This window comes from Pseudomonas sp. GW822-FHT01E03 (assembly GCF_058802985.1).
Window position 1 is genome coordinate 547,272 of record NZ_JBXAOQ010000001.1, and the last position, 25,661, is coordinate 572,932.

The window sequence follows — 25,661 nt, forward strand, 5'->3', positions numbered from 1 at the left end:
TGATTTGTTGCGTGACTTACCCAGCCTAGTTACTTATGACGAAAGTGCATCATGACTGCACTGTTTAACCCGACTTGCCAGAGCGATCGACTTTTTCAACCGGCTCGACTTTTTCGACCTTCTCAACTTTTTCTGGCCGATCTACTTTGTCTATCTTCTCAACCTTTTCTGGCCGATCAACTTTCTCGACTTTCTCCGGACGTTCGACTTTCTCCACCTTCTCTACCTTCTCTACCTTCTCTACCCTCTCCACTTTCTCGATTTTGCCGGATTGCTCGACCCTCTCGACTCGCTCTGACTTGCCGGACTTGTCCACGTCCACGTCCACGTCCACGTCCACGCGTTCAATCTTGTCGCCACCGCCATGGCTGTCACTCCCCCCGTGGCGAGTATCGTCGACAACGCGGCCTTCGCTCTCGGAGCGGCCGCTCCTGTCACCGCCCGAGCTCCCTGAACTCCCCGAGCTGTCAGAGTTGCCGGAGTTGTCGGAGCCACTTGAGTCGATCGAGTTGCCCGAGCCGCTTGAGTCAATCGAGTTGCCCGAGCCACTTGAGTCGTCGGTGTCTTGCTCGTTGGTGCCATGTCGTCCGTGCCGGTTGCTCGCTGGTGAATCGGAGCGATCGCGGGGCAATTCAATACGCGTTGCCTGCACCTCCCGCGCGCCGGTGAACACGCCGTTGATCCGCACCCGTCGATCCAGCGCCAGCTCCGAAGCCTGCACACCGACAAACACGGTGTCGTGCGCCAGCGTCACATTAATGCCGCCCACCACCAAATGGCGGTCCTGCCGGCCCTGTACCAGACCCTCGATCACCGCATTGTGTGCCCGGCCAATGAAAGGCAGGCTCGGATCGGGGCGGCTTTGGTTCACGTCCAGCTCGCGGCCGGACCAATGGCCGCGCACCAGCATTTCCTGCGCCGGGCCTGGGTGATTGCTGAGCTTGAGCCCCTGGAGATAGCCACTGCGATCCACCGGGCCGATGGCACTGGCCTCCTTGAGGCCGGGCGCCCGATCGATGCGGCTGGCCACCACTTCGCCACGAGCATCGCGCAGCCCGCTGACCCGCACGGGATCCCCCGGACGCAGGCCGGCAGCGACCTGGGCACCGTTGGCCAGGCGTACCGGTTGCCCCATGACGCGCATGGGCATGGAGTCGCGCGGCAGGGCTGTCAAAGGGCCTTCGTAGGCGTGCAGGATAGAAATGCGCCCGGCCTCCAGACCGCGCCGGGAATTGAACGCTTCCACGGCAACCACTTGGCCTACCGCCAGGCGGGTACTGGAGCTGGCGATGCCGTTCTCGCTGACAGGAACGTTTTTGTTGAAGTGCACTTCCACGCCATTGACGCAGATCGAGGCGAACCCGGTGATGGTGCCGACAATGCCGGTGCCACCGATTCCTCCGTTATCGTTGCTGATGCCCGTGCCACCCACTCCACCTGCAACGGCACCGGTGCCGCCAATGCCGCCAGGGCTCTTTTTCAGTGGTGCGCCGGTACCACCGATCCCACCGTTGTCGGTGTCGATGCCGGTACCGCCCATGCCGCCAGGTGTTGCGCCCGTGCCGCCGGTGCCACCAGGTGCCTCGATGACCGGCACTTCGCTGGTGCCCGCATCATTCTGGCTGACACAGGCTGGGGCGGCTTGCAACACACTTGCAAGCCCGAGGCCCAGAACGAGGGCGACTGCACGAATCAGGCGCAATTTGACGGTCATGGTTCAGGGGCTGTTGGCGAGTTGGGATCGGAAGCTTCAGTGTAGAAGTACAAGCCGACTGTGATGCGCTGGCGCGGTTCAAGGCTGGGCAGGTCCCGGGACTCCAGTTCGGCGGCGAGTCGGTTGAAGCTCAACAGGGCCTGCATTCCCTCGCTGGCCACGGCCTCGCGTAACGCCTCGACGCTCATCGGGGCCAGTGCGTCATAGTGGACGCTGCGTTCAAAAAAGGCCGGGGCTTCGCTGCTCAGGTTGTGAACCGCAGCGCAAGCATGATCGTGCAGATTGTGCCCCAGGTAAGCCGCTTTCTCATCGAAGCCCTTTTGTGGCACGAAGGCCTGGGCTTCAAGGTGCACGCGCTCTTGTTCGTCAAGGCGCACGACCCCCAGGCGCAGCCACTCGTCCAGCACCACCCGCGCCCTGATATCGGTACTGACCTTCGCCACCAAGGCGTCAAAGGAGCGGTCGCCGCCGACACTGGCCAATCGAGGCAACGGCAGTGGCTGGCCGGCGTCGTTGCAGAAAGGCGCGCTGGCCCAGGCGTTGACCAGTTGTGCACCAAACGTGATGTTTTCCGGAAGCGTGGAAGCAGCCGGATCACCGGCATTGCGCAAGCGCCGTACATCTTTGCGGTGCACACCGGTGAGCAGGCTGATGCGGCTGTCGGTCGGTGCCTTCTCGCCCAGGCGGAACTCACGGTCCGCCACTTCGACGAAAACCTCCTTGAGCAGGTCGGCAAACACCAGGTAGGTGACGCCTTTGCGCAGCATCAGGCGCACCAGCGGCCGCATGACATGTCGCAAGGCTTTGAGGAGCGAGGTGGGCAGCGTTGACGATTGCATTCAGCGAATTCCTGGGTAGATAACCCCAGTATAGCCGCGTGGGAAATAATCCCATGAATTTACCGAGAGCCGTGCCAACGCAATACCCGTTGCTATCCGGGAGCAGCTTGGGAGCAATTCGTCAGTCTTACAGTTTCGCCTGAATTTTATGCGCGGGAACTTTTCCCGCGCAATGAAGCTGACCCGAATTTACAGGTATGAAATACGCCGTGCTGATCGCTACCCCGGTACCGAGGATTTTGGCGCATCGACACTGCCCGCCCTGCCGGCAACTGCCAGTGCCACGCAACAGGCCAGCAACGAGAATGCGACGAATGCGCCCATCACATGCAGGTAAGGCAACACGTGATTCCAGGCTCGAGCCACGCCCAGGAAAGCGGCGAATAGCCAACCGCTCATGGAAAGCGCACCCAACAAGGCCAGCCGCGTGCGGCCTGCACTGCGCAGTGCGACGAATGGAGCCTTTTGCAGCAGCGGGAAGCCGACTCGATGCAAGAGTGCACCGTTGAGGCTCAGCAGCGCGACGACCGTCACCTTGGCCCAGAGTTTCTGATTGAGCAGATACGCGTCGCCTTCATTGAGGTAACCCTGAAGCACCAGCAACAGTCCACTTGCCCAAAGGGCCAGCAGTGCAAGGCTGACGATCTTCTGAGTTTCATCGAGGTATTCAAGCCTCGCCTGGTCCAGTACTTCCTTGCGCCAACTCCAAAGCTTGTGATCCGCCTGCAACACCCTCCCCAGGGCAATACACGTAGCGAGCAGATGACCGTACACGAGAAGCATTTTGAGCATTGCCTTGACCTTATTATTGTTTTGGCGCTGCGTTCCCTGCTTCGCTGAATTGAAACCGAATGATACAAATTTGCAATTGCACCTTCAAGACAAATCCTCGCTAACACGCACCTGCACAGACCACCATACGACCTTCGTCGTATATGGGCCGCGCACTTTGTTGTCGATTTCACAGCGTCTGGTTCGACTACCTTTCAGGGAACGGTCTCAAGGAATTGCAGACTTCCCGGTCTAAACGCTTAAACCGGAATGAATCAGGAGAAGAGCATGCGCACACTGACCGTTGCCGCATTCGTGAGTCTGGACGGCGTCATGCAAGCGCCTGGCGGGCCCGAAGAGGATTCCAGTAGCGGATTCCGCTTCGGTGGCTGGATCGTGCCCTACGCCGACAAAACCACCGGCCAGGCTGTACAGGACCTGTTCTCGCAGCCATTCGAGTTGCTGCTGGGGCGTCGCACCTACGACATCTTCGCCGCCTATTGGCCGAATATTCAGGCCGATTCAACCCATCACACCATCGCGGACCTGTTCAACGCCGTCCCCAAGCATGTGGCCACCCATCGCGCCGACTCGCTGGCCTGGCACAACAGTCATGCGCTGGAGGGCAACCTGGTCGACGCGATCAACGCGCTTAAACGCCAGGAAGGTCCTCAGCTGCTGACCCAAGGCAGCGGCGATCTGGTGCGCCAACTGCTTGCCGCCGGCCTGGTGGACGAGTTGCGGCTGATGATTCATCCCATCCTGCTGGGGCGCGGCAAGCGCCTGTTCGACGACAACGCACAAGCGTCTGCCTTCACCCTGGTGAATTCGATCAACTCACCCGGGGGTGTGCTGATCGCCCGCTACATCCGCAGTGGCGAAGTGCGTACAGGTTCATTCGAAGGCGTCAGGCAGCGATAGCCAGCGTCGTGTCGCCCAGGTGAAATTAAGCTTGAACTAAGGTTGCCCCTTTAGTCTTCGACTCTTTTGAGTCGTCGAGCATTTCGAAGATGGGTCGTGTCGATACAAACGCCAAGCCACCGTTCAGCATCGTTCTGGTTAATTACAAAACCCCGGAGCTCACCAGGATCTGCCTGGAACTGTTGCAGGAGCATGTCCAAAAATCAGGCATTGCGGTCTGGGTGGTCGATAACGGTTCGGCGGACGCCAGCGTCGAGTATTTGCGCTCGCTCGACTGGATCAACCTGATCGAACGCGATGCCCCCACCAAAGAACCGGGGCACATCGCCCATGGCAAAGCGCTGGACATGGCGCTGGCCAGGGTCAATACCGACTACCTGTTCCTGATGCACACCGACACGTTCGTCTTCGATGCAAACGTCTTTGCGATGATGATGGACCACTGCACCAAGGATCAAAACGTCATCGCGGTCGGTTGCACGGAGCAACTCAACCGCGGACTGCCAAGGACCGTTTGGCGCTTCACTTCACGCCTGATCAAGCACCACTACCGACGCCTGAAGCAATCGCTCGGCCTGCGCTCGAAGGAGCCGAAACCCTACAAGGAAACCCACTTGAAAAGCTTTTGCACGCTATGGAATGGCAGGCTGATGAAGCAGCAGGGGTTGCATTTCCAGATCGATGACCGTGTACCCGGTTATGAGCTGCAAGACCGCGTGATCAGGCTTGGCTACAAAGTCGTGTTCCTTTCGCCCGGCAAAATCTTCAAGTACCTGGACCACGTCCAGTCTGGCACCGTCGCTGCTGCGGGCGGATATGGCCAAGGTCATCGACGGACGAAAATGTACCAGGACATTCTCAAGCGCTTCAGTGCAACCCACTCCTCGATATCTTGAACAAACCCGCGCCCGCAAAAAAAGCCCACTGACCGTCGCCGGTTCAGTGGGCTTTTCGCATCAGGCTGAGACTGACTTACTGTTGCAGGATAAAAGTCGCCAGGCTTTTCAGGTCGTCCGGGCTCAACTGCGTGAAAGGCGGCATGGGCACATCCCCCCACTTCCCGCTGCCACCGTGCTGGATGCTGGACATAAGCCTGTCCATTGCCTGCGGGTCCTTGGCATATTTGGCCGCCACATCGCGGTAGGCCGGGCCTACCACTTTGTGATCGGTCGCGTGGCAGGACAGACAGGCGTTGTTCTGCAGCAAGACCTTGGCATCGACTTTTGCCCCAGCCCCAGCCACCACCGGGAGCTGGGCCACCGGGGCGTTCGAAGCCGCCAGAACATCGGCATCATTGGCCTTCGCACTGCCGTAGGTCACCGCCAGGTAAGCGCCGATAACACTCACATCCCGGTCGCTGATCGGGGCACCGTACACGTGCCGCATCTTGCCCGCTTCAGCGGTCCACTGCGCCAGGCTCATACCAGGCGGCTGGAAGTTGATGTAGTCGGCCGAATGGCAGACGGAACACTTCTGCTGCGCCAAAGCGTAGCCAGGCATCGTGCTGGGCTTGAACGCAGCCGTTTCAGGCGGCAGCGTGATGGACAGCGGCGCGGCGACAGCCAGGGTGGCCAGACAAACCTGAGCCGCGCAGAGCAAGGCGGTCATGCATTTCACAAGTTTCATGCGGCCCTCCTCAGACGACGGTCACGTGGGTGGTTTCGACGACGTGGCGGCGGTAGCCAGCGGGATTCCAGTCGGCCTGCAGCGGTTGCGTCTCGCCAGCACTGTTGCTGGCCCGCACCATCAACGGTGTGGCGCCCTTGCCGGTAAAGGTGATCGGCAGCGTCCACTCACGGAAGGAGTAACGGCCAAGGTCCTGCCCGAGCGTGGATTCACGCCAGGTTTTTCCGCCGTCGATCGACACTTCCACCTTGTTGACCCCAACGCCACCGTCGAACGCGATGCCCTTGAGCACCACGCTTTTGTTCAGCGGCAATACATCGCCGTGTTTAACACTGGTGATGAAACTGCGGACCGGCAATCTGGAAATCGGCTGGGTTTTCGCCGCCGTGGTGCCTGGGGCAATACAGAAGCAATCGTTATCCGGAACCCGGTAACCCTTGGCCATGAAGAAACCGTCGTAGGTATGGTCGACGACTTCGATCTCACTCAGGTGCTTGACCCAGTACGTGCCGAAGTAGCCTGGCACCACCAGACGAATCGGGTATCCGTTGAGAAATGGCAGGTCGGTGCCATTCATCGACCACGCGATCATGGGCTCGCCGTCCATGGCATGGCTGATATCCAGCGCCTTGATGAACTCCGGCGTGCTCGGCAACACCGGCTTATCGAGCCCACGGAAGGTCACTTGCCGGGCCTCGGCTTTCACACCGGCCTTTTCCAATACCGCCTTGAGTGGTACCCCTACCCAGCGCGCATTGCCCATGGAGCCATTGCCCAACTGTGCGCCGAACACGCGAGGCATCGAGAAGCCACGACTGTTACCCGAACACTGATTGACGGCCACCACTTCCACCGGTGCGGCAAGGGCCTTGAGCTCGGCAAGGGAAAGCGACAGCGGCGTGTCGACCGAGCCCTTGATCGTCAGGCGGTAACTGTCCGGATCGATGCTGGTCGGGAAATTGGCCAGGTGGTAACGCACGAAAAAGGCGTCATTGGGCGTGATCGGTCCTTCGTTGAAGACCGGGAACGGCGTCTCCAGATGCGGCGGCCGAGTAGTCACCAGGGTCAACGGGCGTTTTTGCGGGTATTGCACCAGCGGTCGTGGGCCTGCGGCAAAGGTCACGTCTTCGACGGATTCACTGGCCGCTGCGGATTCGTCGGATGCCCTGGCCAGGCTTGCCAACGGCGAGGCCGCCAAAGCCAAAGTGAAAGCATCGCGTAAAACCCGCCGGCGGCTCGGCTGGCTGCTGTCTACAAAACTGAACTTCATTCTGCGCTCTCTATGATTGTTTTATTGAGATGCAACTGACTGTGGGAGCGAGCTTGCTCGCGATGATTGTTAACGAAAACGCGTGCTTACTGACTAAACGCGGCGCACTTGAGTCCATCGCGAGCCAGCTCGCTCCTACAAATTCCCGCCAGGGCGGAGAGGTATCAGGCTTACGGTTTCGCCTTACCGAGGTCGGAAAACAAACCAGTATCGTCAGGGCCGAACTGTCTGCTTCTCATTGAGCGTCAGTGACTTGACAATTGATGACAGGAACCCCCGTTACGGCCGGCGTAGACGCTCCGAGCTCAAAGCGTTGCCTGTGCCATCTCCCACAAAAAAACCCACTGACCGTCGCCGGTTCAGTGGGTTTTTTCACATCAGTCTAAAAACTGCCCTCGCCTGCTGCCGCCAAGGCAATGGTCTGTCCAAATTGCATAAACGCCAGCTTGTAGGAGCGAGCTTGCTCGCGATGGACGTCAACGATAACGCGTGCTGCCTGAGTGCCCGCGTTGTCCTGGCGTTTTTCGCGAGCAGGCTCGCTCCTACAGGGAATCAGGGGTATTTCGAGGGATCCGAGAGCAAAAAAGCCCACTGACCGTCGCCGGTTCAGTGGGCTTTTTTTGATCCGGCAGTCTAATTAGAGAGCCATATCACTCGCAGCACTAGCTTTCGGCGCTTTCGCATCCGTATCGACAGTCACTGGCTTCACAGCCGGCGCAATCACCGCTGGTGGCGGAGTCAGTTCCAGCACCTTGGCGGTGTAGGCCCATTCTTCAGCAACCTTCTCAGGGCTGGCGTTCAGCTGGGTGCCGTAGCTCGGTACGATCTGGTGCAGTTTTGCCTGCCACTCAGGGGTCGCGACCTTGTCCTTGAACACTTTCTGCAGCACGGTCAGCATGATCGGTGCAGCGGTCGATGCGCCTGGGGAGGCGCCCAGCAGGCCGGCGATGCTGCCGTCTTGCGAAGCGACGATTTCGGTGCCCAGTTTCAGCACGCCACCAGCGGCTTCATCACGTTTGATGATCTGCACGCGCTGGCCGGCTTGCCACAGGCGCCAGTCTTCAGCCTTGGCGTTCGGGAAGTATTCCTTCAGGGCGTTGAGGCGGTCTTCGTCAGACAGCATCAACTGGCCTGCCAGGTACTCGACCAGCGGGTATTCCTTGATGCCGACCTTGGTCATTGGCCACACGTTGTGGGTGGTCGTGGTGGTCAGCAGGTCCAGGTACGAACCTTCTTTCAGGAACTTGGTGCTGAAGGTCGCGAACGGGCCAAACAGGATCACGCGCTTGCCGTCCAGCACGCGGGTGTCCAGGTGCGGAACCGACATCGGCGGTGCACCAACGGAGGCTTTGCCGTAGGCCTTGGCCAGGTGTTGCTCGGCGATGGTCGGGTTCTCGGTCACCAGGAACGAGCCGCCTACCGGGAAGCCTGCGTATTCCTTGGCTTCAGGAATGCCGGACTTCTGCAGCAGGTGCAGGGCACCGCCGCCGGCGCCGATGAACACGAACTTGGCGTCGGTTTCGGTCTTGCTGCCGTCTTTCAGGTTTTTGTAGCTGACACGCCAGCTGCCGTCTTCGTTCCGGGTGATGTCCTGTACTTCGCTGGACAGCTTCAAGTCGAACTTCGGCGTGGTTTGCAGGTGCGCAACGAACTGGCGGGTGATTTCGCCGAAGTTCACGTCGGTACCCAGCGGGCTCCAGGTGGCCGCGATCTTCTGGCTCGGGTCACGCCCTTCCATCATCAGCGGCACCCACTGCTTGATCACAGCCGGGTCTTCGGAGTACTGCATGCCAGCGAACAGCGGGCTCGCTTGCAGGGCTTCGTAGCGTTTTTTCAGGAACTTGATGTTGTCATCGCCCCACACGAAGCTCATGTGCGGTGTGGAGTTGATGAACGAACGCGGGTTCTTCAGCACGCCTTGCTGAACCTGCCAGGCCCAGAACTGACGGGAGATCTGGAACGCTTCGTTGATTTCAACGGCCTTCGGGATCGAAACCTTGCCGTTCTCGTCTTCAGGGGTGTAGTTCAGTTCGGCCAGGGCGGAGTGACCGGTACCGGCGTTGTTCCAGCCGTTGGAGCTTTCCTGGGCGACGCCGTCGAGGCGCTCGATCATTTCCATCGAAGTGCCGGGTTCCAGCTCATTGAGCCACACACCCAGGGTCGCGCTCATGATGCCGCCGCCGATCAGCAGTACGTCGACTTTCTTGGCTTCTTCGGCCTGGGCTGTCGTCATCCCCAACGACAAGGCCAGCCCCAGCAGGGCTGTGTTCACTTTCTTAAACATCTGTAGCACCTATGATAAAACGCCATCCGCCCTTCCATCCTCATGCGCACAACCCCGTGTTTCACGGCAGTCACGGGTGCGGCACTCAAGGATTGCAGGGTGGGCACACAAGGCCGACGAACCGCATCGACCCCACTTTAATGTCCCTTCTGAACTGACTTTTTATCTTTATTGGCTTCAGCTACTTGAGCGACAGTGATTCTGCTCGCCCGTCTCAAGGACAGGAAAACTGAATAGATCAAACCAAGTTGTCGCGAAGAATATCACGACAAGGCTTACCCGCGCGTCTGTTCCCGACCGGTTAGCCCGGGCCCGGGCGCCCGGCCTTCTATACTCATCCTGTTTTTCTCAACGAGCGTGTGAGCAACAGCCTCAGCGATAGGAGCAGTCATGAGCGACAAAGACGATCTGCGCAAGTACTCCTCTCAGGTAATCGACGGCGTAGAGGCCGCACCGGCACGCGCCATGCTGCGGGCCGTGGGCTTTACCGATGCAGACTTCACCAAGCCGCAGGTCGGCATCGCCTCGACCTGGGCCATGGTCACGCCCTGCAACATGCACATCGACAAGCTGGCGCTCGAAGCCGAAAAAGGCGCGAATGCCGCCGGTGCCAAGGGCGTGATATTCAACACCATCACCATTTCCGACGGCATCGCCAACGGCACCGAAGGCATGAAGTATTCGCTGGTGTCCCGCGAGGTGATCGCCGACTCCATCGAAGTGGTCACCGGTTGCGAAGGTTTCGACGGCCTGGTGACCATCGGCGGTTGCGACAAGAACATGCCGGGGTGCCTGATCGGCATGGCGCGGCTGAATCGCCCGTCGATCTTTGTCTACGGCGGCACCATCCAGCCGGGGGCCGGCCATACCGATATCATTTCCGTGTTCGAGGCCGTGGGCCAGCACGCGCGGGGCGACATCAGCGAGATTCAGGTCAAGCAGATCGAGGAAGTGGCGATTCCCGGCCCCGGTTCCTGTGGCGGCATGTACACCGCCAACACCATGGCCTCGGCCATTGAGGCATTGGGCATGAGCCTGCCCGGTTCCAGCTCCCAGGACGCCATCGGCGCCGACAAGGCGTCGGACAGTTTCCGCGCCGGCCAGCAGGTCATGGAGTTGCTCAAGCTCGACCTCAAGCCTCGCGACATCATGACCCGCAAAGCCTTCGAGAACGCCATTCGCGTGGTGATCGCCCTCGCCGGCTCGACCAACGCCGTGCTGCATCTGCTGGCCATGGCCAATGCGGTGGATGTCGAACTGACCCTGGATGACTTCGTCGAGCTGGGCAAGGTTTCCCCGGTGGTCGCCGACCTGCGCCCCAGCGGTAAATACATGATGAGCGAGCTGGTGGCCATCGGCGGCATTCAACCGCTGATGAAGCGCATGCTCGATGCCGGCATGCTGCACGGCGATGTGCTGACCGTCACCGGCCAGACCCTGGCGGAAAACCTGGCCAACGTACCCGACTACCCGGCCGGCCAGGACGTGATCCGGCCTTTCGACCAGCCGATCAAAAAGGACTCCCACCTGGTCATTCTGCGCGGCAACCTCTCGCCCACCGGCGCCGTGGCCAAGATCACCGGCAAGGAAGGCCTGCGCTTCGAAGGCACGGCCCGGGTCTATCACGGCGAAGAAGGTGCACTGGCCGGCATTCTCAATGGCGAAGTCCAGCCCGGCGAAGTGATCGTGATCCGCTACGAAGGGCCAAAGGGTGGCCCGGGCATGCGCGAAATGCTCTCGCCGACGTCGGCGGTCATGGGCAAGGGCCTGGGCAAGGAGGTGGCGCTGATCACCGACGGGCGTTTTTCCGGCGGCTCCCACGGTTTCGTGGTCGGTCACATCACGCCGGAAGCCTTTGAGGGCGGACCGATTGCACTGGTCGAGAATGGCGACAGGATCATCATCGATGCTGAAACCCGGCAGATTACCGTGGACGTCTCCGAGGCTGTGCTGGCCGAGCGCAAGAGCCGCTGGGTGCGGCCGGAATCAAAATACAAGCGCGGGGTGCTGGCCAAGTATGCGAAGACGGTGTCCAGTGCTTCGGAGGGGGCTGTGACGGATAAGTATCTTTAGGCCGCTGGTCCTGCGTTTTCTGGGCTATTGCCATCGCGAGCAAGCTCGCTCCCACAGGTGATCTTCGGCAAATGGAGATCCCCTGTGGGAGCGAGCTTGCTCGCGATGGCGTCCTGTCAGGCAACCTCTACCTCAAAACCTGAACCGATCAACCGACCGCGACAGCTGCCCCGCTGAAGCCGTCCACCCGATCACCTTGCAGTCGTCACCGGTTGCTTTTGCGCCATGCCCCGCAAAGACACCAGCAACAGGCTGACAAACGCACCGGCAACCGCGATGGCCATGTCCTTTTGCGAGTCCCAGGGATCGTTTTGCGCACCGACGAAGGCCTTCGCCGTGTCTTTGCCCAGGAAAGCACCGCCGATCCATTCCACCAGTTCGTACAAGGCCGATGTCGACAGCATGATGTTCAGGGTCACGAAATACAGCCAGAACCCGCGCAGTGGCGTCAGGCGCCACAGCACTTCGCGCACCGGATAAACCAGCAGCAGCCCATAGCTCAGATGTACCAGGCGGTCGTAGTGATTGCGATGAGCACCTGTCGCCCGGTCGAAACTGAAGCCCAACCACGCCGAAGACCATTGTTCGTAAGGCACCAGGGAATAGGTGTAGTGGGCGCCCAGTTCATGCACGCACAGAAACGCAAACACCAGCGTGATAGACGTCGCCGACAAGCGGAACCGCCGTGAAACCGCCACCAGCGTCCCCACCAGCAACAGCACCAGCAGGTTCTCCAGCGCCCAGTCCACCCGGCTGCGGGGAGCAAAACCCGACACCACGACAATCACCAGAAACACCATGAGCAACGTCAGGTCGTGCCGTAAACGCGGGTCAGGCTGCATGGCGCAATACCTCGAAGTCAGGGCATCGCCCTTTTAACTTCGAGGTACGGTCACCGGGCAAGTTCGCTTTTTTCCTCCATCGCATGCTACGTTGTACGATGACTGATGAATACTCGAGCAGTCGTCGCGCTATCCCTACAACAACAAGGAAACACCCATGAAAAAAGCAACAGTGCTGATTGGTTTTCTGTGCCTGTTCAGCGGCTACGTCTCCGCCACCCCGGCCACCGCGGACAAGGACGTGGCCCAGGCTGTCGACCACCTGACCCAGGCCATGCTGCACAAAGACATCCCTGAGCTGAACGCCTTGACCGCCGAGAACCTGACCTACGGGCATTCCAGCGGCAAGATCCAGGACAAGCAGGCCTTCATCGCCGACATCGAAACCGGCAAAAGCGCCTTCAAGACCCTTGAGATGCAAAACCAGACCATTACCGTCTCGGGTAATGTCGCGCTGGTCCGTCACCACTTCTCGGCCCAAGCGCTCAAAGGCACCGAAGTGGTGCCCACCGAAATCGAAAACTTCCAGATCTGGCAAAAGCAGGACGGAAAATGGCTGCTGGTAGGACGGCAGGCGTACAAGTTCTGATGCACAGCTAACCCCCCCCTTAACCTGTGGGAGCGAGCTTGCTCGCGATAGCGTCATGCCAGTCGACATTGATGTTGAATGGACTACCGAATCGCGAGCAAGCTCGCTCCCACAGGTTTTTCGGGTGAATCAGTTGCCCCTTCACTCCCGCGGGCTGAGCCCGGTCTTGCGACGAAACGCCCGGGCCAGCGCCGAGGGACTTTCGTAACCGACTTCCTCGGCAATCAGCGCAACCGGCCGGCCTTCGCGCAAGCGCTTCTGTGCCAGGCTGATGCGCCAGCTCACCAGGTAATCCACCGGCGTCTGCCCGACCACCCGGCGAAAATGTTCGGCGAAACTGGCCCGCGACATGTTGGCGGCGACCGAAAGTTCGGCCACGCTCCAGGCCTTGGCCGGGGTTTCATGCATCAGGCTCAGGGGCCGCGCCAGGCGCGCATCGGCGAGGCCGGCCATCATGCCCGGTTGCTGGCCACCCGAACTCAGAATGTGCCGCAGCAACAGAATCACCAGCAATTCAAACAACCGGTCCATGACGGCTTCACGCCCGCATGTGCCGTCAAACGCCTCGTTGAACAGCCATTCCAGAGTCCCGGCCAGTGCCGGGATTTCATCGAGCTTGAGCACCAGGTAATCAGGCAGTGCCGCCGCCAGGGCATTGCCCGCGCCGCCGTCGAAATCCAGGGTCGCGCAGACCAGTTGCGTGCCGGACGCTTCTGAAGCGAACAGGCGATGCCGATAGGGTCGGGGGAAAAATATCAGGGTCGGTTCGGTCAGTTGCAGATCCGGCTGATCCCCCAACCTGAGCAGCAACTCACCCGCCTGAAGCAGGTGCAAATGACCGCTGACCTGTTGGCCGTCGAAGGCGGTGGTACCGCAAAACGTGCCGCTATGGAACGTGCCGGCATTGACGCCAAAGTGTGTGAGCAACGTAGACAAGCGATCCATGACAAGGCTCCCGAAGGCAGTTCTGGACGATCTGTCGCATATCCTCGACGACTTGCACCCAACAAGCCAGGCGTTCTCCCTAACATCAGCTCCGTACCCAGCGCATTCCGCGCTTCACACCACGGAGTATCACCATGACCCGCATTGCCCCGATCAGTCTGGAACACGCCACCGACGCCACCCGCCCGCTGCTGGAAGGCGTGCAGAAAAAAATTGGCTTTTTGCCCAACGTTTTCAAGGTATTGGCCCACGCCCCGGCGGTGCTGGCCTCGTTCCTGCAAAACTCGGCCGCACTGGGCAAGACGTCCCTGAGCGCCACGGAAAAAGAAGCGGTGTCCCTGGCTACTTCGCAGGTCAACGGCTGCGACTACTGCCTGGCCGCTCACACGCTGTTCGCCAGCAAGGCCGGGCTGTCGAAGCAGGACATCCTCAGCGCACGACACGGTGAACTAAACGCCATAGCCACCCTCGCCCGCCAGATCACCGAAAGCCGTGGCCACCTGACCGTCGAACAGATCGCCGCTGCGCGTGCCGCCGGTATCGACGACGGCAAGATCATCGAAGTGATCGCCCATGTAGCTTCGCAGACATTGACCAACTACCTGAACAACGCAGTGCTGACCGACATCGACTTCCCGGCCATCGATGCCTGAGCCCATGTAGCGTAAATCCAGTCTGAAAAAACCTGTGGGAGCGAACCGAAACCTGTGGGAGCGAGCTTGCTCGCGATGAGGGCGTGCCAGTCGGTATCACAGGTGTCTGACATACCGTTATCGCGAGCAAGCTCGCTCCCACAGGTTCAGCGTCACTTCAGATTGATCGCGATCATAAGACGATCAGGTATTGGTTTTCAGCTTGGTCCACAACCTCGTGCTCAACCGTGCGATGGCCGCGGGCAAGTCCTCGACGGTGAACAGCTTGTCCATCACGTTTTTCGGCGGGTAGATCGCCAGGTCCTGCTTCACCGCCGGGTCAACGAAGGCATCCGCTGCACTGTTGGGGTTGGCGTAATGGATGCTGTTGCTGATGTTGGCAATCACCTTCGGCTCCAGCAGGTAGTTCATGTAGGCGTAGCCGTTGCGCTCATGGGGCGCGTTCTTGGGCATGACCACCATGTCCAGCCACAAGGTGGAACCCTCGTCCGGGATCGAGTAGGCAATATCGATCCCGTTTTTCGCCTCCCCGGCACTGGCGGCGGCCTGCACGATGTCGCCGTTGAAACCGATCACCGCGCAGACGTTACCGTTGGCCAGGTCGCTGATGTACTTGGACGCATGGAAATACTGGACGTAAGGCCGGATCTTCAGCAGCGCCTGCTCGGCTTTCTTGTAGTCGGCAGGCTCATGGCTGTGGGGCGGCAGGCCCAGATAGTTAAGCGTGATCGGCAGGATCTGCGTCGGGTTGTCGATGATCGCCACCCCACATTCGCTGAGTTTCTTGATGTTGTTCTCGTCGAAAAACAGGCTCCAGGACCGGGTGACGTCGGTATTGCCGAAGATCGCCTTGATCTTCTCGACGTTGTAACCGATGCCCGCCGTGCCCCACATGTAGGGGTAGCCGTACTGGTTACCCGGATCGTTGACCTCAAGTTTTTTCATCAACGCCGGATCGAGGTTTTTCCAGTTGGGCAACTGGCTCCGGTCGAGTTTCTGGATGGCGCCGGCCTTGATCAAGCGCGACAGGAAGTGGTTCGACGGGCTGACCACGTCATACCCGGTGTTGCCGGTCATCAGCTTCGATTCCAGCACTTCGTTGCTGTCGTGGATGTCGTAGGTCGCCTTGATCCCGGTTTCCTTGTTGAAGTTGACCAGGGTGTCGTCGGCGATGTAGCCGTTCCAGTTGGAAATATTGACGGTTTCGTCGGCATGAGTCACGGCGGTAAAGGTCGAGATCAGGGCCACAAGGGAAAGCGTATTGACGCGCATGTTGAATCACCTTCGATGGGAAGTGCTTTTGTTCTTGTTGTGAAACGGGTGTTTTCAGATTTCGCTTCTGGCCCGGACCGCTTCCACGCGCATACGCAGCATGGCACCGATGTCGAGCAAGGGCTTGGGCGGCAGCCAGCCGGGTTGTGCCCGTTGAATGACCGATTGCAGCAACGGCGAATCACGACCCGAGGCCAGCTCCGCCAGCAAGCGGCCCCACAGCGTGCCCCGTGCCACGCCGGAACCATTGCACCCGGCCACGGCGAAAACGCCCTCCTCGACTTTGCCGAAATACGGCTGCCCGGAGCGCGAAGCGCTGAGATGACCGGTCCAGGTGTATTCGATGTCCTGCTCGCCGAGCATCGGGAAACGTCGTTGCAACCCCAGCACATGGTGCTGGCGGCGGATCGACAATTCGCTCAATGAAAGATCCCGCGAGCGGTATTCCGCGGTGTTGCGGATCATCACCCGGCGATCCGGGGTCAGGCGCACCGTGGCGCCCAACGGGCGGGTCGACAGCACGCCCCAAGACGCCGGCGCACCAAGGGCTTGAAACTCTTGATCGCTGAGCGGCCGCGTAAGGCTGGCGCTGAGCTCCATTGCGAAAGTGCCGCTGTCATCGATGCCCGCGCGAGGGATAAAGGCGTTCAGGCAGACCAAAACCTGTTTGGCTTCGACACTGCCGTTTTGGCCCCGGGCGCGAATCCGGCCGTCGCCCAGGCGCTCAAGACCTGCGATATCGGTGTTCTCGTAGACCGTCACTGTCGGCGGCAAGGCATCGAGCAAGCCCCGCACGTACTTCGCCGGTTGCAGCAGCGCATTGCCGTTGCCGCACCAGATCGCGGCGCGGTAGTGCCGGCTGCCGAATTTTTCGATCAATGGCTCGCCTTGCAGAAATTGCGCGCTGGCGCCAACGTTACGCAGGGTCTGCAGCTTGGCTTCGACATGAGTCAGCTTGCGTGGATCGCTAACGGCGAAGAAATAGCCCGATTCCCTGAAGTCGCATTCGATGCCATGGCGGGTGATCTGCTTGCGGACTTCGTCGGCGGCTGCGCGGCCGATTGCCGTATCCGCTTGATACCCGGCGAACCCGTCGCTCCCCAGTAGCTCCCCGGCAGCGGGATGCTCATGAGCCACCACAAAACCGGAGTTGCGCGCCGAAGCGCCTTGCGCGGCACGCTGGCGGTCAACAACCACGATACGTGCCTGGGGGTGCATTTGCGCCAGAGCGTGCGCCGCACTGAGGCCAGTGATGCCAGCACCGATCACCAGCCAATCGGCTTGCTGCGCGCCTTTGAGCGGCTCGCGCAAGGGGGAACTCCCCGCTTGCGCAATCCAGCCACAGATATTTTCCATGTGTCACCTCAGGTTCTTGTTCTGCGAACCGTCTCGATCCAAAACAGCACTGCATGCAAAATTTGCATAAGCTGTTTTCGAGGACGGTGGCGATGACTAGAATCTAAAGGCTCAAAACGCGGGTAACCAACGTTATTAAATCATCGAGGCATTCTGAAAACGCATGGACAAGATTCGCCACGTGCCCTCGCTGCAGGGCTTGCAGGCTTTGGTCGAGGTTGCCGGGACAGGCAGCTTCACCCAAGCGGCGCAAAAGCTCTGCCTGACCCAGAGCGCGGTGAGCCGACAGATTCAGCAACTGGAGAGCCACTTTGGCCTGCCGCTGTTTGTCAGGAGCAGCCGCAGCCTTCAACTGACCGCCGAGGGCGAACAGGTACTGGCCAGCGCCCGCAGCATCCTTGAACAGTTGCGTACCCTCGAAGACCGGCTCGCGCCGCAAAAACGCCCGTTCCGCATTCGCATGCACGTGTCACTGGCGGTGCGCTGGCTGCTGCCCAAACTGAGCGATTTCTACCGGCATCACCCGGACGTATCCCTGGCAATTGAAACCGTGGCCACCGAAGTGGTCGAGCCGGCCAGCGACAGTGACGCCTACATTCTCTATCTGCCTGAGCCGTCCACAGCGCCCGATTGCCTGACCCTGTTCGAAGAGGCATTGGTGCCCGTGTGCGCGCCAGGGCTCGGCACCAACGACCGGCCGTTGGCTTCGCAAGAAGATCTGTCGGGCTTTGCGTTGCTGCACCGCTCCTCCGATCAACATGACTGGAAGGTCTGGCTGTCAGCCCATGGTGGCATGTCGCTGCATGACTACCGGCACATCCCTTTCAACCTCGACGAACTGGCGCTCGATGCCGCCGCCCGGGGCCTGGGCGTGGCGATGACCGACATGACCCTGGCGGGTGAGTCGATTCAACGGGGCGAACTGGTGATTCCGTTCGGGGAGCCGTTGAAGACACGGGGGATCTACTCGCTGTGCCTGCAACCCTCGGCGGCATCGCACCCAGCCTGCGCACCGGTCATGCAATGGTTTACCGCGCAAACCACAACACCGCCAGTCAACTAAGCCCCAGAATCTGTGGGAGCGAGCTTGCTCGCGATGAGGGCGTGCCAGTCGGTATCACAGGTGTCTGACACACCGCTATCGCGAGCAAGCTCGCTCCCACAAGAATTGCGCATCGCAGGACTCAATCATCCTCATGCAACTTGATGCCGCGTTTATGCAACACATAGGGCACCAGCAGCACCAGCAGCGTCAGGGCGAGGAAGAATGCCGAGATCGGTTGCGTGACGAACACCGTCCAGTCGCCCTGGCTGATGGACAAGGCGTTACGCAGTTGTTTCTCGGCCATCGGCCCCAGCAGCATGCCGACGATCACGGGGGCGACGGGGAAGTCGAAACGCCGCATCAACACCCCGCCCCAGCCGATCGCCAACATCAGTATCAGGTCGAAGGATGAGTGGCGCATGCCGTACACGCCAATAGTGGCGAACACCAGGATGCCGGCATTCAGGTATGGCCGGGGGATTTGCAGCAGTTTGACCCACAGCCCCACCAGCGGCAGGTTCAACACCAGCAGGATAACGTTGCCGATGTACAGCGACGCCACCAATGTCCAGACCAGGTCGGCGGAGGTTTCGAACAGCATCGGCCCTGGTTGCAGGTTGTAGTTCTGGAACGCGGCCAGCAGGATCGCGGCGGTAGCGGACGTCGGGATGCCCAAGGTCAGCAACGGCACCAAAGACCCGGTCGCGCTGGCGTTGTTGGCCGCTTCCGGGCCGGCGACGCCTTCGATGGCGCCCTCGCCCTTGTTGGCGGAAAACTCCTTGGGGTATCGGCTGAGCTTGCGCTCGGCGGAATAGGACAAAAAGGTTGGAATCTCGGCGCCACCGGCCGGAATCGAACCAAACGGGAAACCGATCAGCGTGCCCCGAAGCCACGCGGGCACCGAGCGTTTCCAGTCCGCGCGGGTCATCCACAACGAGGTCAGGCGATGCCGCCCTTCGTTTGATTCCCCTTGATAGAGCAGGCTGTACAAGGCCTCGCCCACTGCGAACAAGCCGACCGCCACCAGCACCACTTCGATGCCGTCCACCAGTTCGGGCACGCCGAGGGTGTAGCGGGCAATGCCCGAGGTCGAGTCCAGGCCGATCAAACCGATGGTCAGCCCGACGCCGAGCGAAGCGAACCCGCGCAGCATCGAAGCGCCGAGCACTGCCGACACGGTGGTGAACGACAGCACCAGGATCGCGAAATATTCGGTCGGCCCAAAATTCAGGGCCAGCCTGGCCACGACGGGTGCGAACAGGGTCAGCAAAACGGTGGCGATGGTGCCGGCGACGAACGAGCCTATCGCCGCCGTTGCCAGCGCAGGTCCCGCCCGGCCGTTGCGCGCCATCAGGTTGCCTTCCAGGGCCGTGACCATGGAGGACGATTCACCGGGTGTGTTGAGCAGGATCGAGGTGGTCGAGCCACCGAACTGTGCGCCGTAATAGATACCGGCGAACATGATCAAGGCGCCGGTGGGGTCGACCTTGGCGGTGATCGGCAACAGCAGGGCCACCGTCAGCGCCGGACCGATCCCCGGCAATACGCCGATGGCGGTGCCGAGCAGGCAGCCGATGAACCCCCACATCAGATTGATCGGCGTCAGTGCCGAGGAAAACCCCATCGCCAGGCTTGAAAGAATGTCCACGGTGTCGATCTCCTTTCAAAGCCAAATGTTGATCAGCGACGGCAGGGAAACCCCCAGCCCGGCGTTGAACAGCCAATAGATCGGCAAGGTCAAGGCAATGCCGATGGCCAGGTCCCGCACGGGATGACGGCTGCCAAAACCCCGCGCCGAACAGGCGAACAGCAACCCGGCAGCCAGCACGAACCCGATCAGGTTGATCAGCAGGGCCACCCCCACCAACCCTCCAGTAACCCAGGCGGCTCCGGATCTACCGCCAGGGATCGCACCATTGCCGCTGTCCAGTTCGCGAAAACCGCCGGTGAGCGCCTGATAACTCAGCAACAGGCCCACCACGCCGAGAAAGCCGGCGACGATCCAGGGATAGACGTAAGCCGGCAGAATCACGAAGCCCATCTCGGCTGGAAAGCGGTTGGCCCCCACGGCCAGCAAGGCGCTAAGGGTGATCAGTCCAAGGCCGATCGCCAATTGCGTCGGTACGATTGCGCGTGACCCGGCCATCTCAAAGCAGCCCGACCTTGACCAGCATCGCCCGCAGACGCACGTGCTCTTCGTCGACGAACTTGCCGAAGTCATCACCGGTCAACACGCTCTCGGTCCAGGCATTGGTTTTAATGTTGTCTTGCCAGACTTTGCTTTTGCTGGCGGTCACGACCGCGTCGGTCACTTCTTTACGCTGCTCGGCTGTGAGGTTCGCAGCACCGTAGACACCGCGCCAATTGCCGATGATCACGTCGTAGCCGCTTTCCTTGAGGGTCGGCGCATCGATCCCCGGGACACGCTCGGGCGCACCGATGGCCAGCACCCGGATCTGGCCGTTCTTGATGTATTGACCCAGTTCGGCGTAGCCCCCGGTGAGTACCTTGATCTGGCCGCCCAGGGTCTGGGCCACGATTTCACCCCCGCCGCCGGTGGCGATGTAATTGACCTTGTTGACCGGGACATCCAGTTTGCCAGCCAGCTCGGCGATGCCGATGTGGTCGATCGACCCCTTGGAACCACCGCCAAAGGTGACGCCGGTGGGCTTTTCCTTGAAGTCCTTGATCAGGTCATCGAGGGTCTTGTATGGCGAATCCTTGCGCACGGCAATCACGTTGTACTCGGTGAACAGCCGGGCTATGGGCGTCACATCCTTAAGGCTGATCTGCGGTTTGTTCTGTTCGATCCCCGCGACCATGATCGCGCCGACCACCAGCAATGCGTTCGGGTCACCCTTGGTGCTGTTGGCAAATTGCGCCAGCCCCAGGGTCCCGCCCGCCCCGCCCTTGTTCTCGAAGGTCGCGGACTTGGCCGTATTGGCCTCGACCATGGCCTTGCCCAGCACCCGGGCGGTCTGGTCGTAACCACCGCCCACCGAACCCGGGGCCATGAATTTCACGGTATCCAACGCGAAGGCTGGTGCGACCAGCACGGCAGCGGTCAAACCGGCGGCCATGCAGCGACTGAAACGACGGATCAAGGCGGACATGGGATCTCCTGATTGCATTGTTTTTATCGGTGCCGCTTGCCCATCGAGGTGTGCGATGGACCGGGGCCTGCAAACAAGCTTAGGCCATGGATTCATGGGTTGACTTGTTTTGCTGAAACCACCCGCCAAAGGCGCCGCCCCCCTTGTAGGAGCCCCCTGTGGGAGCGAGCTTGCTCGCGATGACGGAGTGTCAGTCGACATTTTCGGTGTCTGACACACCGCCATCGCGAGCAAGCTCGCTCCCACAGGTTCTCGGGTTCCATTGCGACAAAACAATGTCCAGAGCCTAACCTCATTGGCTAAGTGACCAACAATCCGTCGAGCTCGCCGATGCGCAATGTCTTGAAGTCAATGATTTACGTCGCCTTCGCGGTTCTGGTGGCAAGCCCGGGATGGCTGTTGGCGGGGGATATGGCCGACGCGCCTGCTCTTGCCCCCGCCCCCGCCCCCGCCCCCGCAGCCCCGATCATCAGCATCTCCGACAGCGAATTGCTGGGGGTGCAAAACCAGCTCAACAGCCTCAAGCAGCAGGTTTCCCAGGCCAGCAATTACACCCAGCTGGAAAGCTCACAGGACCAGGTGCAAGTACTGATTCAGGAGATTGAACGCCTGTCCACATCGCTGCTGCCTGGCCAGGCGCAATTGCAGGCGCAACTGAACGTGCTGGGGCCCGTGCCGCTTGACGAGAACGCACAGGTGACATCTGCAATTACTACCCAACGAGACGCCCTCGGCGAGCAAAAAAACAAGATCGACAGCCAACTCAAAACCCTGGCCGCGCTTAAAATAAGTGCCGCCGAGCTGATCACCCAGATTGCCAGCATTCGGCGCAGCTTGCTGGAAGCGGAAGTGACTCAGCAGACCAGCAGTATCCTGAGCCCGAGATTCTGGTCGCCATTGTTCGCTCTTCCGATCGAGGACCGCCAACGTTTCAGCGTCCTCATCGAGCAACTCGAGGCCACGCACCGGGCCGCCTGGCAACCCGGACAACGCGGGATCACGGCCATCCTGTTGATCCTGGCCCTGCTCATATGGACCGTGGGTCGAAACCTCGCCGGCCGGGTTCTGGCGTGGCTGTGCTTTCATCGAATGCCTGCAGGTCGGCTGCGACGCAGCTCCCTTGCGCTGGCGTCGGTGATGGCGACGGTGCTGACCGCTGGCATCGCCCTGCAACTGCTGCATTTTGCCGGGACCCGGCAACTGCCCTACCCCCCCCTGCTGGCCGACCTGGCGCAATATCTGGAAAAGCTGGCCTATACCTGCGTACTGATCACCGGATTGAGCCGCGCACTGTTGTCCACCAAACATCCTTCCTGGCGCCTGCCCGATATTGCCGATCCGGTGGCGCTGGCGATGGAGCCCTATCCGAGGTTGCTGGCCAGCCTGCTGCTGGTGCTGGTGACCCTGGTGCAGATGAGCAATGTCACTGGCATGAGCGCCGAAGTGGTGTTGTTCGGTCGGGGCATCGTGGCATTGGTCGCGGCACTGGTGATCGGTGCGCTGCTGTTGCGCGTCAGCAAGACGCGCAGAGACCTGATCGTTGCCGGAGAAGCCCCCGAAGGCGTCACCACCTTCGCCGGCCTGATTTACACGTTCACGGGCGCTGCCGTGGTGGTGTCCCTGTTCGCCCTGTTGATCGGCTACGTGACGATGGCCCGGTTCATCACCTATGAAATGGTCTGGATATTCATCATCTGCGCCGGTTTCTACCTGCTCACACAGGTCTATCAGGACACCTGCGACTACGTTTTTTCGCCCCGGCAACCCACCGGCAAGACCATCAAACAGCTGCTGGGCATCGGCAATCCGCGCCTGGAACAGATCTGCACCGTGCTATCCGGGGCCGGCCGCGCCATCCTGATACTGATTGGCCTCATTGCGCTGTTTGTCGGCGGGATCGGTACGACACTCGGGCAACTGTTCACCGGCACTGTGGCCGTACTCGGCGGTGAAGGGCTGCGCAAGCTGAACATCGTCCCGGACAATTTGATGCATGCCCTCCTGACACTGATGATCGGTGTCTACCTGATTCGTACCCTGCGCCGCTGGCTGGATCGCGAATTCCTGCCGAAAACCGAGATGGACCCGGGCATGTGCGCCTCGCTGAGCACCCTGTTCGCCAACATCGGCTACGTGTCCGTCGTCCTGCTCACGCTGGCGTCGCTGGGGATCAAGTGGACCAACCTGGCCTGGATTGTCAGTGCCTTGTCGGTGGGTATCGGCTTTGGCCTTCAGGAGATCGTGAAGAACTTCATCTCCGGCCTGATCCTGCTGACCGAGCGCCCGGTGAAAGTCGGCGACCTGATCAGCATCAGCGGCGTCGAAGGCGACATCCGCCGGATCAACGTACGGGCCACGGAAATACAACTGGCCGACCGCTCGATCATGATCGTGCCCAACTCCCACCTGATTTCGCAGAACCTGCGCAACGTCACCCTCGGCGGCAGCGCCCAGGGCGTGGTGATACTCGAGCTGATGTTCCCGTTGGATATCGATCCGGAGCTGGTGCAAAACCTGCTGATGGACACCTACACCGAGCATGAATCCATTCTGGATAAACCAGCGCCGTTTTTGCGCTTCAGTCAGCTGAAACCCGAAGGAATCACATTGACCATCACCGGCTATGTCGGCAGCCCACGCACGGTCGGCGCGATCAAGAGCCAGCTGCTGTTTGAAATTCTCAAGCGGTTGGGGGCCGCCGGGATTGAACTGGCGAAACCGCCTGCAGCGTGATGTGGGGGCGAGCCTGCTCGCGATGGTCGCCAACGATAACGCGAACTAACTGACAGACCGCATTATCTTGACGTTTTTCGCGAGCAAGCTCGCTCCTACAGGTTGATCAATGTGCGATGCACACCGACTTGAGCTCGGTGTAAGCCTCGATCACCGCACGACCGAACTCACGGCCCATGCCCGATTGCTTGACGCCACCGAACGGCATCGCCGGGTCGAGCAGCACGTGGGCGTTGACCCAGACCGTACCGGCTTCGATGCGAGGCACCAGGTTCATCGCTTTGCCCAGGTCATTGGTCCACAGGCTGGCCGCCAGGCCGTAGCGGTTGTCGTTGGCCAGTTCGATCACGGCGTCTTCGTCGTCGAACGGCATCACGCCCAGAACCGGGCCGAACACTTCTTCGCGGGCCACGGCCATGCTGTGGTCGATGTCCGCCAGAATGGTTGGCTGCACGAAGAAACCATCACCCTCCAGCAACTCGCCGCCAGTCACCACCCGCGCACCTTGCTGGCGGGCCAGTTCGATGTGCTTGAGCACGCTTTGTTGTTGCTTGCGCGATACCAGCGGGTTGATTGCCGCGTCGCAATTCATGCCAGCGCCAATCGGCATCGAAGAAACGGCGGCGGCCAGGGCTTCGACGAATTGGTCGTGGATCGAACGGTGCACGTAGAAGCGCGAGGCCGCGGCGCAGACCTGGCCATTGTTCAGCAAGCCGCCGAGGATCGCGCCTTGCACGGCTTTTTCGATGTCGGCATCGGCGAGCACGATCATCGGGTTCTTGCCGCCCAGTTCCAGGGAGAAGCGCGTCATGTTCTCCATGCACGCCACGCCGACACTCTTGCCCACGGCGGTGGAACCGGTGAACGACACTTTGCTCACCAAAGGATGCTGGGTCAGCACGCCGCCAACGGAGGCGCCGCCACCGGTAACCACGTTGAATACGCCAGCCGGGATGCCGGCTTCCAGCGCCAGTTCAGCCAGGCGCATGGCGGTCAGCGGGGTTTCCATCGCCGGCTTGATGATCACCGTGCAACCGGTGGCCAGGGCTGGCATCAGCTTCCAGGCGGCGATCAACAGCGGGAAGTTCCACGGCACGATGCCGACCACCACGCCCACCGGCTCACGCTTGGTGAACGCGGTGAACTTCGCACCGGGTGGCAACGGGATCGACACGTCGAAGGTCTGGCCTTCGATCTTGGTCGCCCAACCGGACATGTAGCGCATGAACTCCACCGTGGCGTTGAGGTCCAGGGCGCGGGCCATGTTGATCGACTTGCCCTGGCTCAGGGTTTCCAACTGAGCCAGTTCTTCGGCGTGTTCTTCGACCAGGCGGGTGAAGTTCAGCAGGATGCGTTCACGGTCCGCCGGGCGCAGGCTCGACCACACGCCAGATTTGAAAGCCTTGTGGGACGACTGCACCGCACGCTCGACGAGTTCCAGCGGCGCATCCAGGGTTTCACACAGGGTTTGCCCGGTGGCCGGATTGACCACGGCGATGCTGTCGCCCTCGGCAAGCACCCACTGGCCGTCAATGAAGCAGCCGTGACGACGTTCGAGGAATGCAGCAACCTGGGGCAGGATTTCAACGTTGCTCATAATTCACCTTTCATTCAG

General features: G+C 60.6%; 21 protein-coding genes. 7 read left to right on the top strand and 14 right to left on the bottom strand.

Going from position 1 to position 25,661, the window contains the following annotated elements; all coding sequences use genetic code 11:
• Positions 1–64: 64 nt before the first annotated feature.
• The 3 genes from AC1RP7_RS02405 to AC1RP7_RS02415 form a co-directional block, all read right to left on the bottom strand.
• Positions 65–1,714 carry a DUF5666 domain-containing protein gene (locus AC1RP7_RS02405; protein ID WP_493182401.1) on the bottom strand — a complete coding sequence of 550 codons (1,650 nt, stop codon included), beginning with the start codon at positions 1,712–1,714 and terminating at the stop codon, positions 65–67.
• A complete protein-coding gene (locus AC1RP7_RS02410; RefSeq protein ID WP_090454836.1) occupies positions 1,711–2,553 on the bottom strand; it encodes a DUF6502 family protein in 843 nt (280 codons plus the stop codon). Before AC1RP7_RS02410 ends, AC1RP7_RS02405 begins: the two co-directional genes overlap by 4 nt.
• Before the next feature lie 219 nt (positions 2,554–2,772).
• Complete coding sequence (locus tag AC1RP7_RS02415; RefSeq protein ID WP_218498384.1) at positions 2,773–3,345, bottom strand: hypothetical protein; 573 nt, start codon at positions 3,343–3,345, stop codon at positions 2,773–2,775.
• A 267-nt stretch (positions 3,346–3,612) separates the two neighbouring features.
• Between AC1RP7_RS02415 and AC1RP7_RS02420 the strand changes: the two genes are divergently transcribed.
• Both AC1RP7_RS02420 and AC1RP7_RS02425 read left to right on the top strand, forming a co-directional pair.
• On the top strand, positions 3,613–4,245 hold the full coding sequence (locus tag AC1RP7_RS02420; protein WP_493182403.1) for a dihydrofolate reductase family protein: 633 nt from the start codon (positions 3,613–3,615) through the stop codon (positions 4,243–4,245).
• 89 nt (positions 4,246–4,334) lie between these two features.
• On the top strand, positions 4,335–5,141 hold the full coding sequence (locus tag AC1RP7_RS02425) for a glycosyltransferase family 2 protein (RefSeq protein WP_493182405.1): 807 nt from the start codon (positions 4,335–4,337) through the stop codon (positions 5,139–5,141).
• 76 nt (positions 5,142–5,217) lie between these two features.
• Here the strand turns inward: AC1RP7_RS02425 and sorB are convergent, their stop codons facing one another.
• From sorB to mqo, 3 genes are all read right to left on the bottom strand, one after another.
• Positions 5,218–5,871, bottom strand: a complete 654-nt coding sequence (gene sorB / locus AC1RP7_RS02430) for a SorB family sulfite dehydrogenase c-type cytochrome subunit (RefSeq protein ID WP_493182407.1) — start codon at positions 5,869–5,871, stop codon at positions 5,218–5,220.
• Positions 5,872–5,881: 10 nt separating this feature from the next.
• Positions 5,882–7,141 (bottom strand): SorA family sulfite dehydrogenase catalytic subunit, encoded by a 1,260-nt coding sequence (gene sorA / locus AC1RP7_RS02435; RefSeq protein ID WP_493182409.1) that lies wholly within the window; start codon positions 7,139–7,141, stop codon positions 5,882–5,884.
• A 637-nt stretch (positions 7,142–7,778) separates the two neighbouring features.
• Positions 7,779–9,425, bottom strand: coding sequence for a malate dehydrogenase (quinone) (gene mqo, locus AC1RP7_RS02440; RefSeq protein ID WP_090454830.1), 1,647 nt, complete (start codon positions 9,423–9,425; stop codon positions 7,779–7,781).
• Positions 9,426–9,815: 390 nt separating this feature from the next.
• Between mqo and ilvD the strand changes: the two genes are divergently transcribed.
• On the top strand, positions 9,816–11,498 hold the full coding sequence (gene ilvD / locus AC1RP7_RS02445) for a dihydroxy-acid dehydratase (RefSeq protein WP_340315672.1): 1,683 nt from the start codon (positions 9,816–9,818) through the stop codon (positions 11,496–11,498).
• A 191-nt stretch (positions 11,499–11,689) separates the two neighbouring features.
• Here ilvD and AC1RP7_RS02450 read toward each other — a convergent pair whose 3' ends face one another.
• On the bottom strand, positions 11,690–12,340 hold the full coding sequence (locus AC1RP7_RS02450; protein WP_493182410.1) for a DUF2238 domain-containing protein: 651 nt from the start codon (positions 12,338–12,340) through the stop codon (positions 11,690–11,692).
• A 157-nt stretch (positions 12,341–12,497) separates the two neighbouring features.
• On the opposite strand from AC1RP7_RS02450, the gene AC1RP7_RS02455 reads away from it, so the two are divergent.
• A complete protein-coding gene (locus AC1RP7_RS02455; RefSeq protein WP_493182412.1) occupies positions 12,498–12,929 on the top strand; it encodes a nuclear transport factor 2 family protein in 432 nt (143 codons plus the stop codon).
• A 141-nt stretch (positions 12,930–13,070) separates the two neighbouring features.
• Here AC1RP7_RS02455 and AC1RP7_RS02460 read toward each other — a convergent pair whose 3' ends face one another.
• Entirely contained in the window at positions 13,071–13,874 is an 804-nt protein-coding gene (locus AC1RP7_RS02460) for a helix-turn-helix domain-containing protein (RefSeq protein ID WP_493182414.1), read from the bottom strand.
• A gap of 134 nt (positions 13,875–14,008) precedes the next feature.
• Here AC1RP7_RS02460 and AC1RP7_RS02465 point away from each other — a divergent pair, with 134 nt between their 5' ends.
• Positions 14,009–14,527 carry a carboxymuconolactone decarboxylase family protein gene (locus AC1RP7_RS02465; protein WP_349736115.1) on the top strand — a complete coding sequence of 173 codons (519 nt, stop codon included), beginning with the start codon at positions 14,009–14,011 and terminating at the stop codon, positions 14,525–14,527.
• 183 nt (positions 14,528–14,710) lie between these two features.
• On the opposite strand, the gene AC1RP7_RS02470 is transcribed toward AC1RP7_RS02465, so the two are convergent.
• A complete protein-coding gene (locus tag AC1RP7_RS02470) occupies positions 14,711–15,799 on the bottom strand; it encodes a polyamine ABC transporter substrate-binding protein (protein WP_493182416.1) in 1,089 nt (362 codons plus the stop codon).
• Positions 15,800–15,853: 54 nt separating this feature from the next.
• On the bottom strand, positions 15,854–17,155 hold the full coding sequence (locus AC1RP7_RS02475) for an NAD(P)/FAD-dependent oxidoreductase (RefSeq protein ID WP_493182418.1): 1,302 nt from the start codon (positions 17,153–17,155) through the stop codon (positions 15,854–15,856).
• Between the two features lie 163 nt (positions 17,156–17,318).
• Between AC1RP7_RS02475 and AC1RP7_RS02480 the strand changes: the two genes are divergently transcribed.
• The gene (locus AC1RP7_RS02480) at positions 17,319–18,218 is read left to right on the top strand and encodes a LysR family transcriptional regulator (RefSeq protein ID WP_493182420.1); all 900 of its coding nucleotides are present in this window, start codon (positions 17,319–17,321) and stop codon (positions 18,216–18,218) included.
• A 121-nt stretch (positions 18,219–18,339) separates the two neighbouring features.
• Here AC1RP7_RS02480 and AC1RP7_RS02485 read toward each other — a convergent pair whose 3' ends face one another.
• From AC1RP7_RS02485 to AC1RP7_RS02495, 3 genes are read right to left on the bottom strand one after another with little or no spacing between them, the layout of a single operon-like run.
• Positions 18,340–19,848 (bottom strand): tripartite tricarboxylate transporter permease, encoded by a 1,509-nt coding sequence (locus tag AC1RP7_RS02485; RefSeq protein WP_493182421.1) that lies wholly within the window; start codon positions 19,846–19,848, stop codon positions 18,340–18,342.
• 15 nt (positions 19,849–19,863) lie between these two features.
• Positions 19,864–20,346: a tripartite tricarboxylate transporter TctB family protein gene (locus AC1RP7_RS02490; protein WP_218498372.1), complete on the bottom strand. Its 483-nt coding sequence runs from the start codon at positions 20,344–20,346 to the stop codon at positions 19,864–19,866.
• A 1-nt stretch (position 20,347) separates the two neighbouring features.
• Positions 20,348–21,313 (bottom strand): Bug family tripartite tricarboxylate transporter substrate binding protein, encoded by a 966-nt coding sequence (locus AC1RP7_RS02495; protein WP_057715393.1) that lies wholly within the window; start codon positions 21,311–21,313, stop codon positions 20,348–20,350.
• Between the two features lie 330 nt (positions 21,314–21,643).
• Here AC1RP7_RS02495 and AC1RP7_RS02500 point away from each other — a divergent pair, with 330 nt between their 5' ends.
• A complete protein-coding gene (locus tag AC1RP7_RS02500; protein ID WP_218498371.1) occupies positions 21,644–24,046 on the top strand; it encodes a DUF3772 domain-containing protein in 2,403 nt (800 codons plus the stop codon).
• A gap of 106 nt (positions 24,047–24,152) precedes the next feature.
• Here AC1RP7_RS02500 and AC1RP7_RS02505 read toward each other — a convergent pair whose 3' ends face one another.
• Entirely contained in the window at positions 24,153–25,643 is a 1,491-nt protein-coding gene (locus AC1RP7_RS02505; protein WP_057715395.1) for an aldehyde dehydrogenase family protein, read from the bottom strand.
• Between the last annotated feature and the right edge of the window lie 18 nt (positions 25,644–25,661).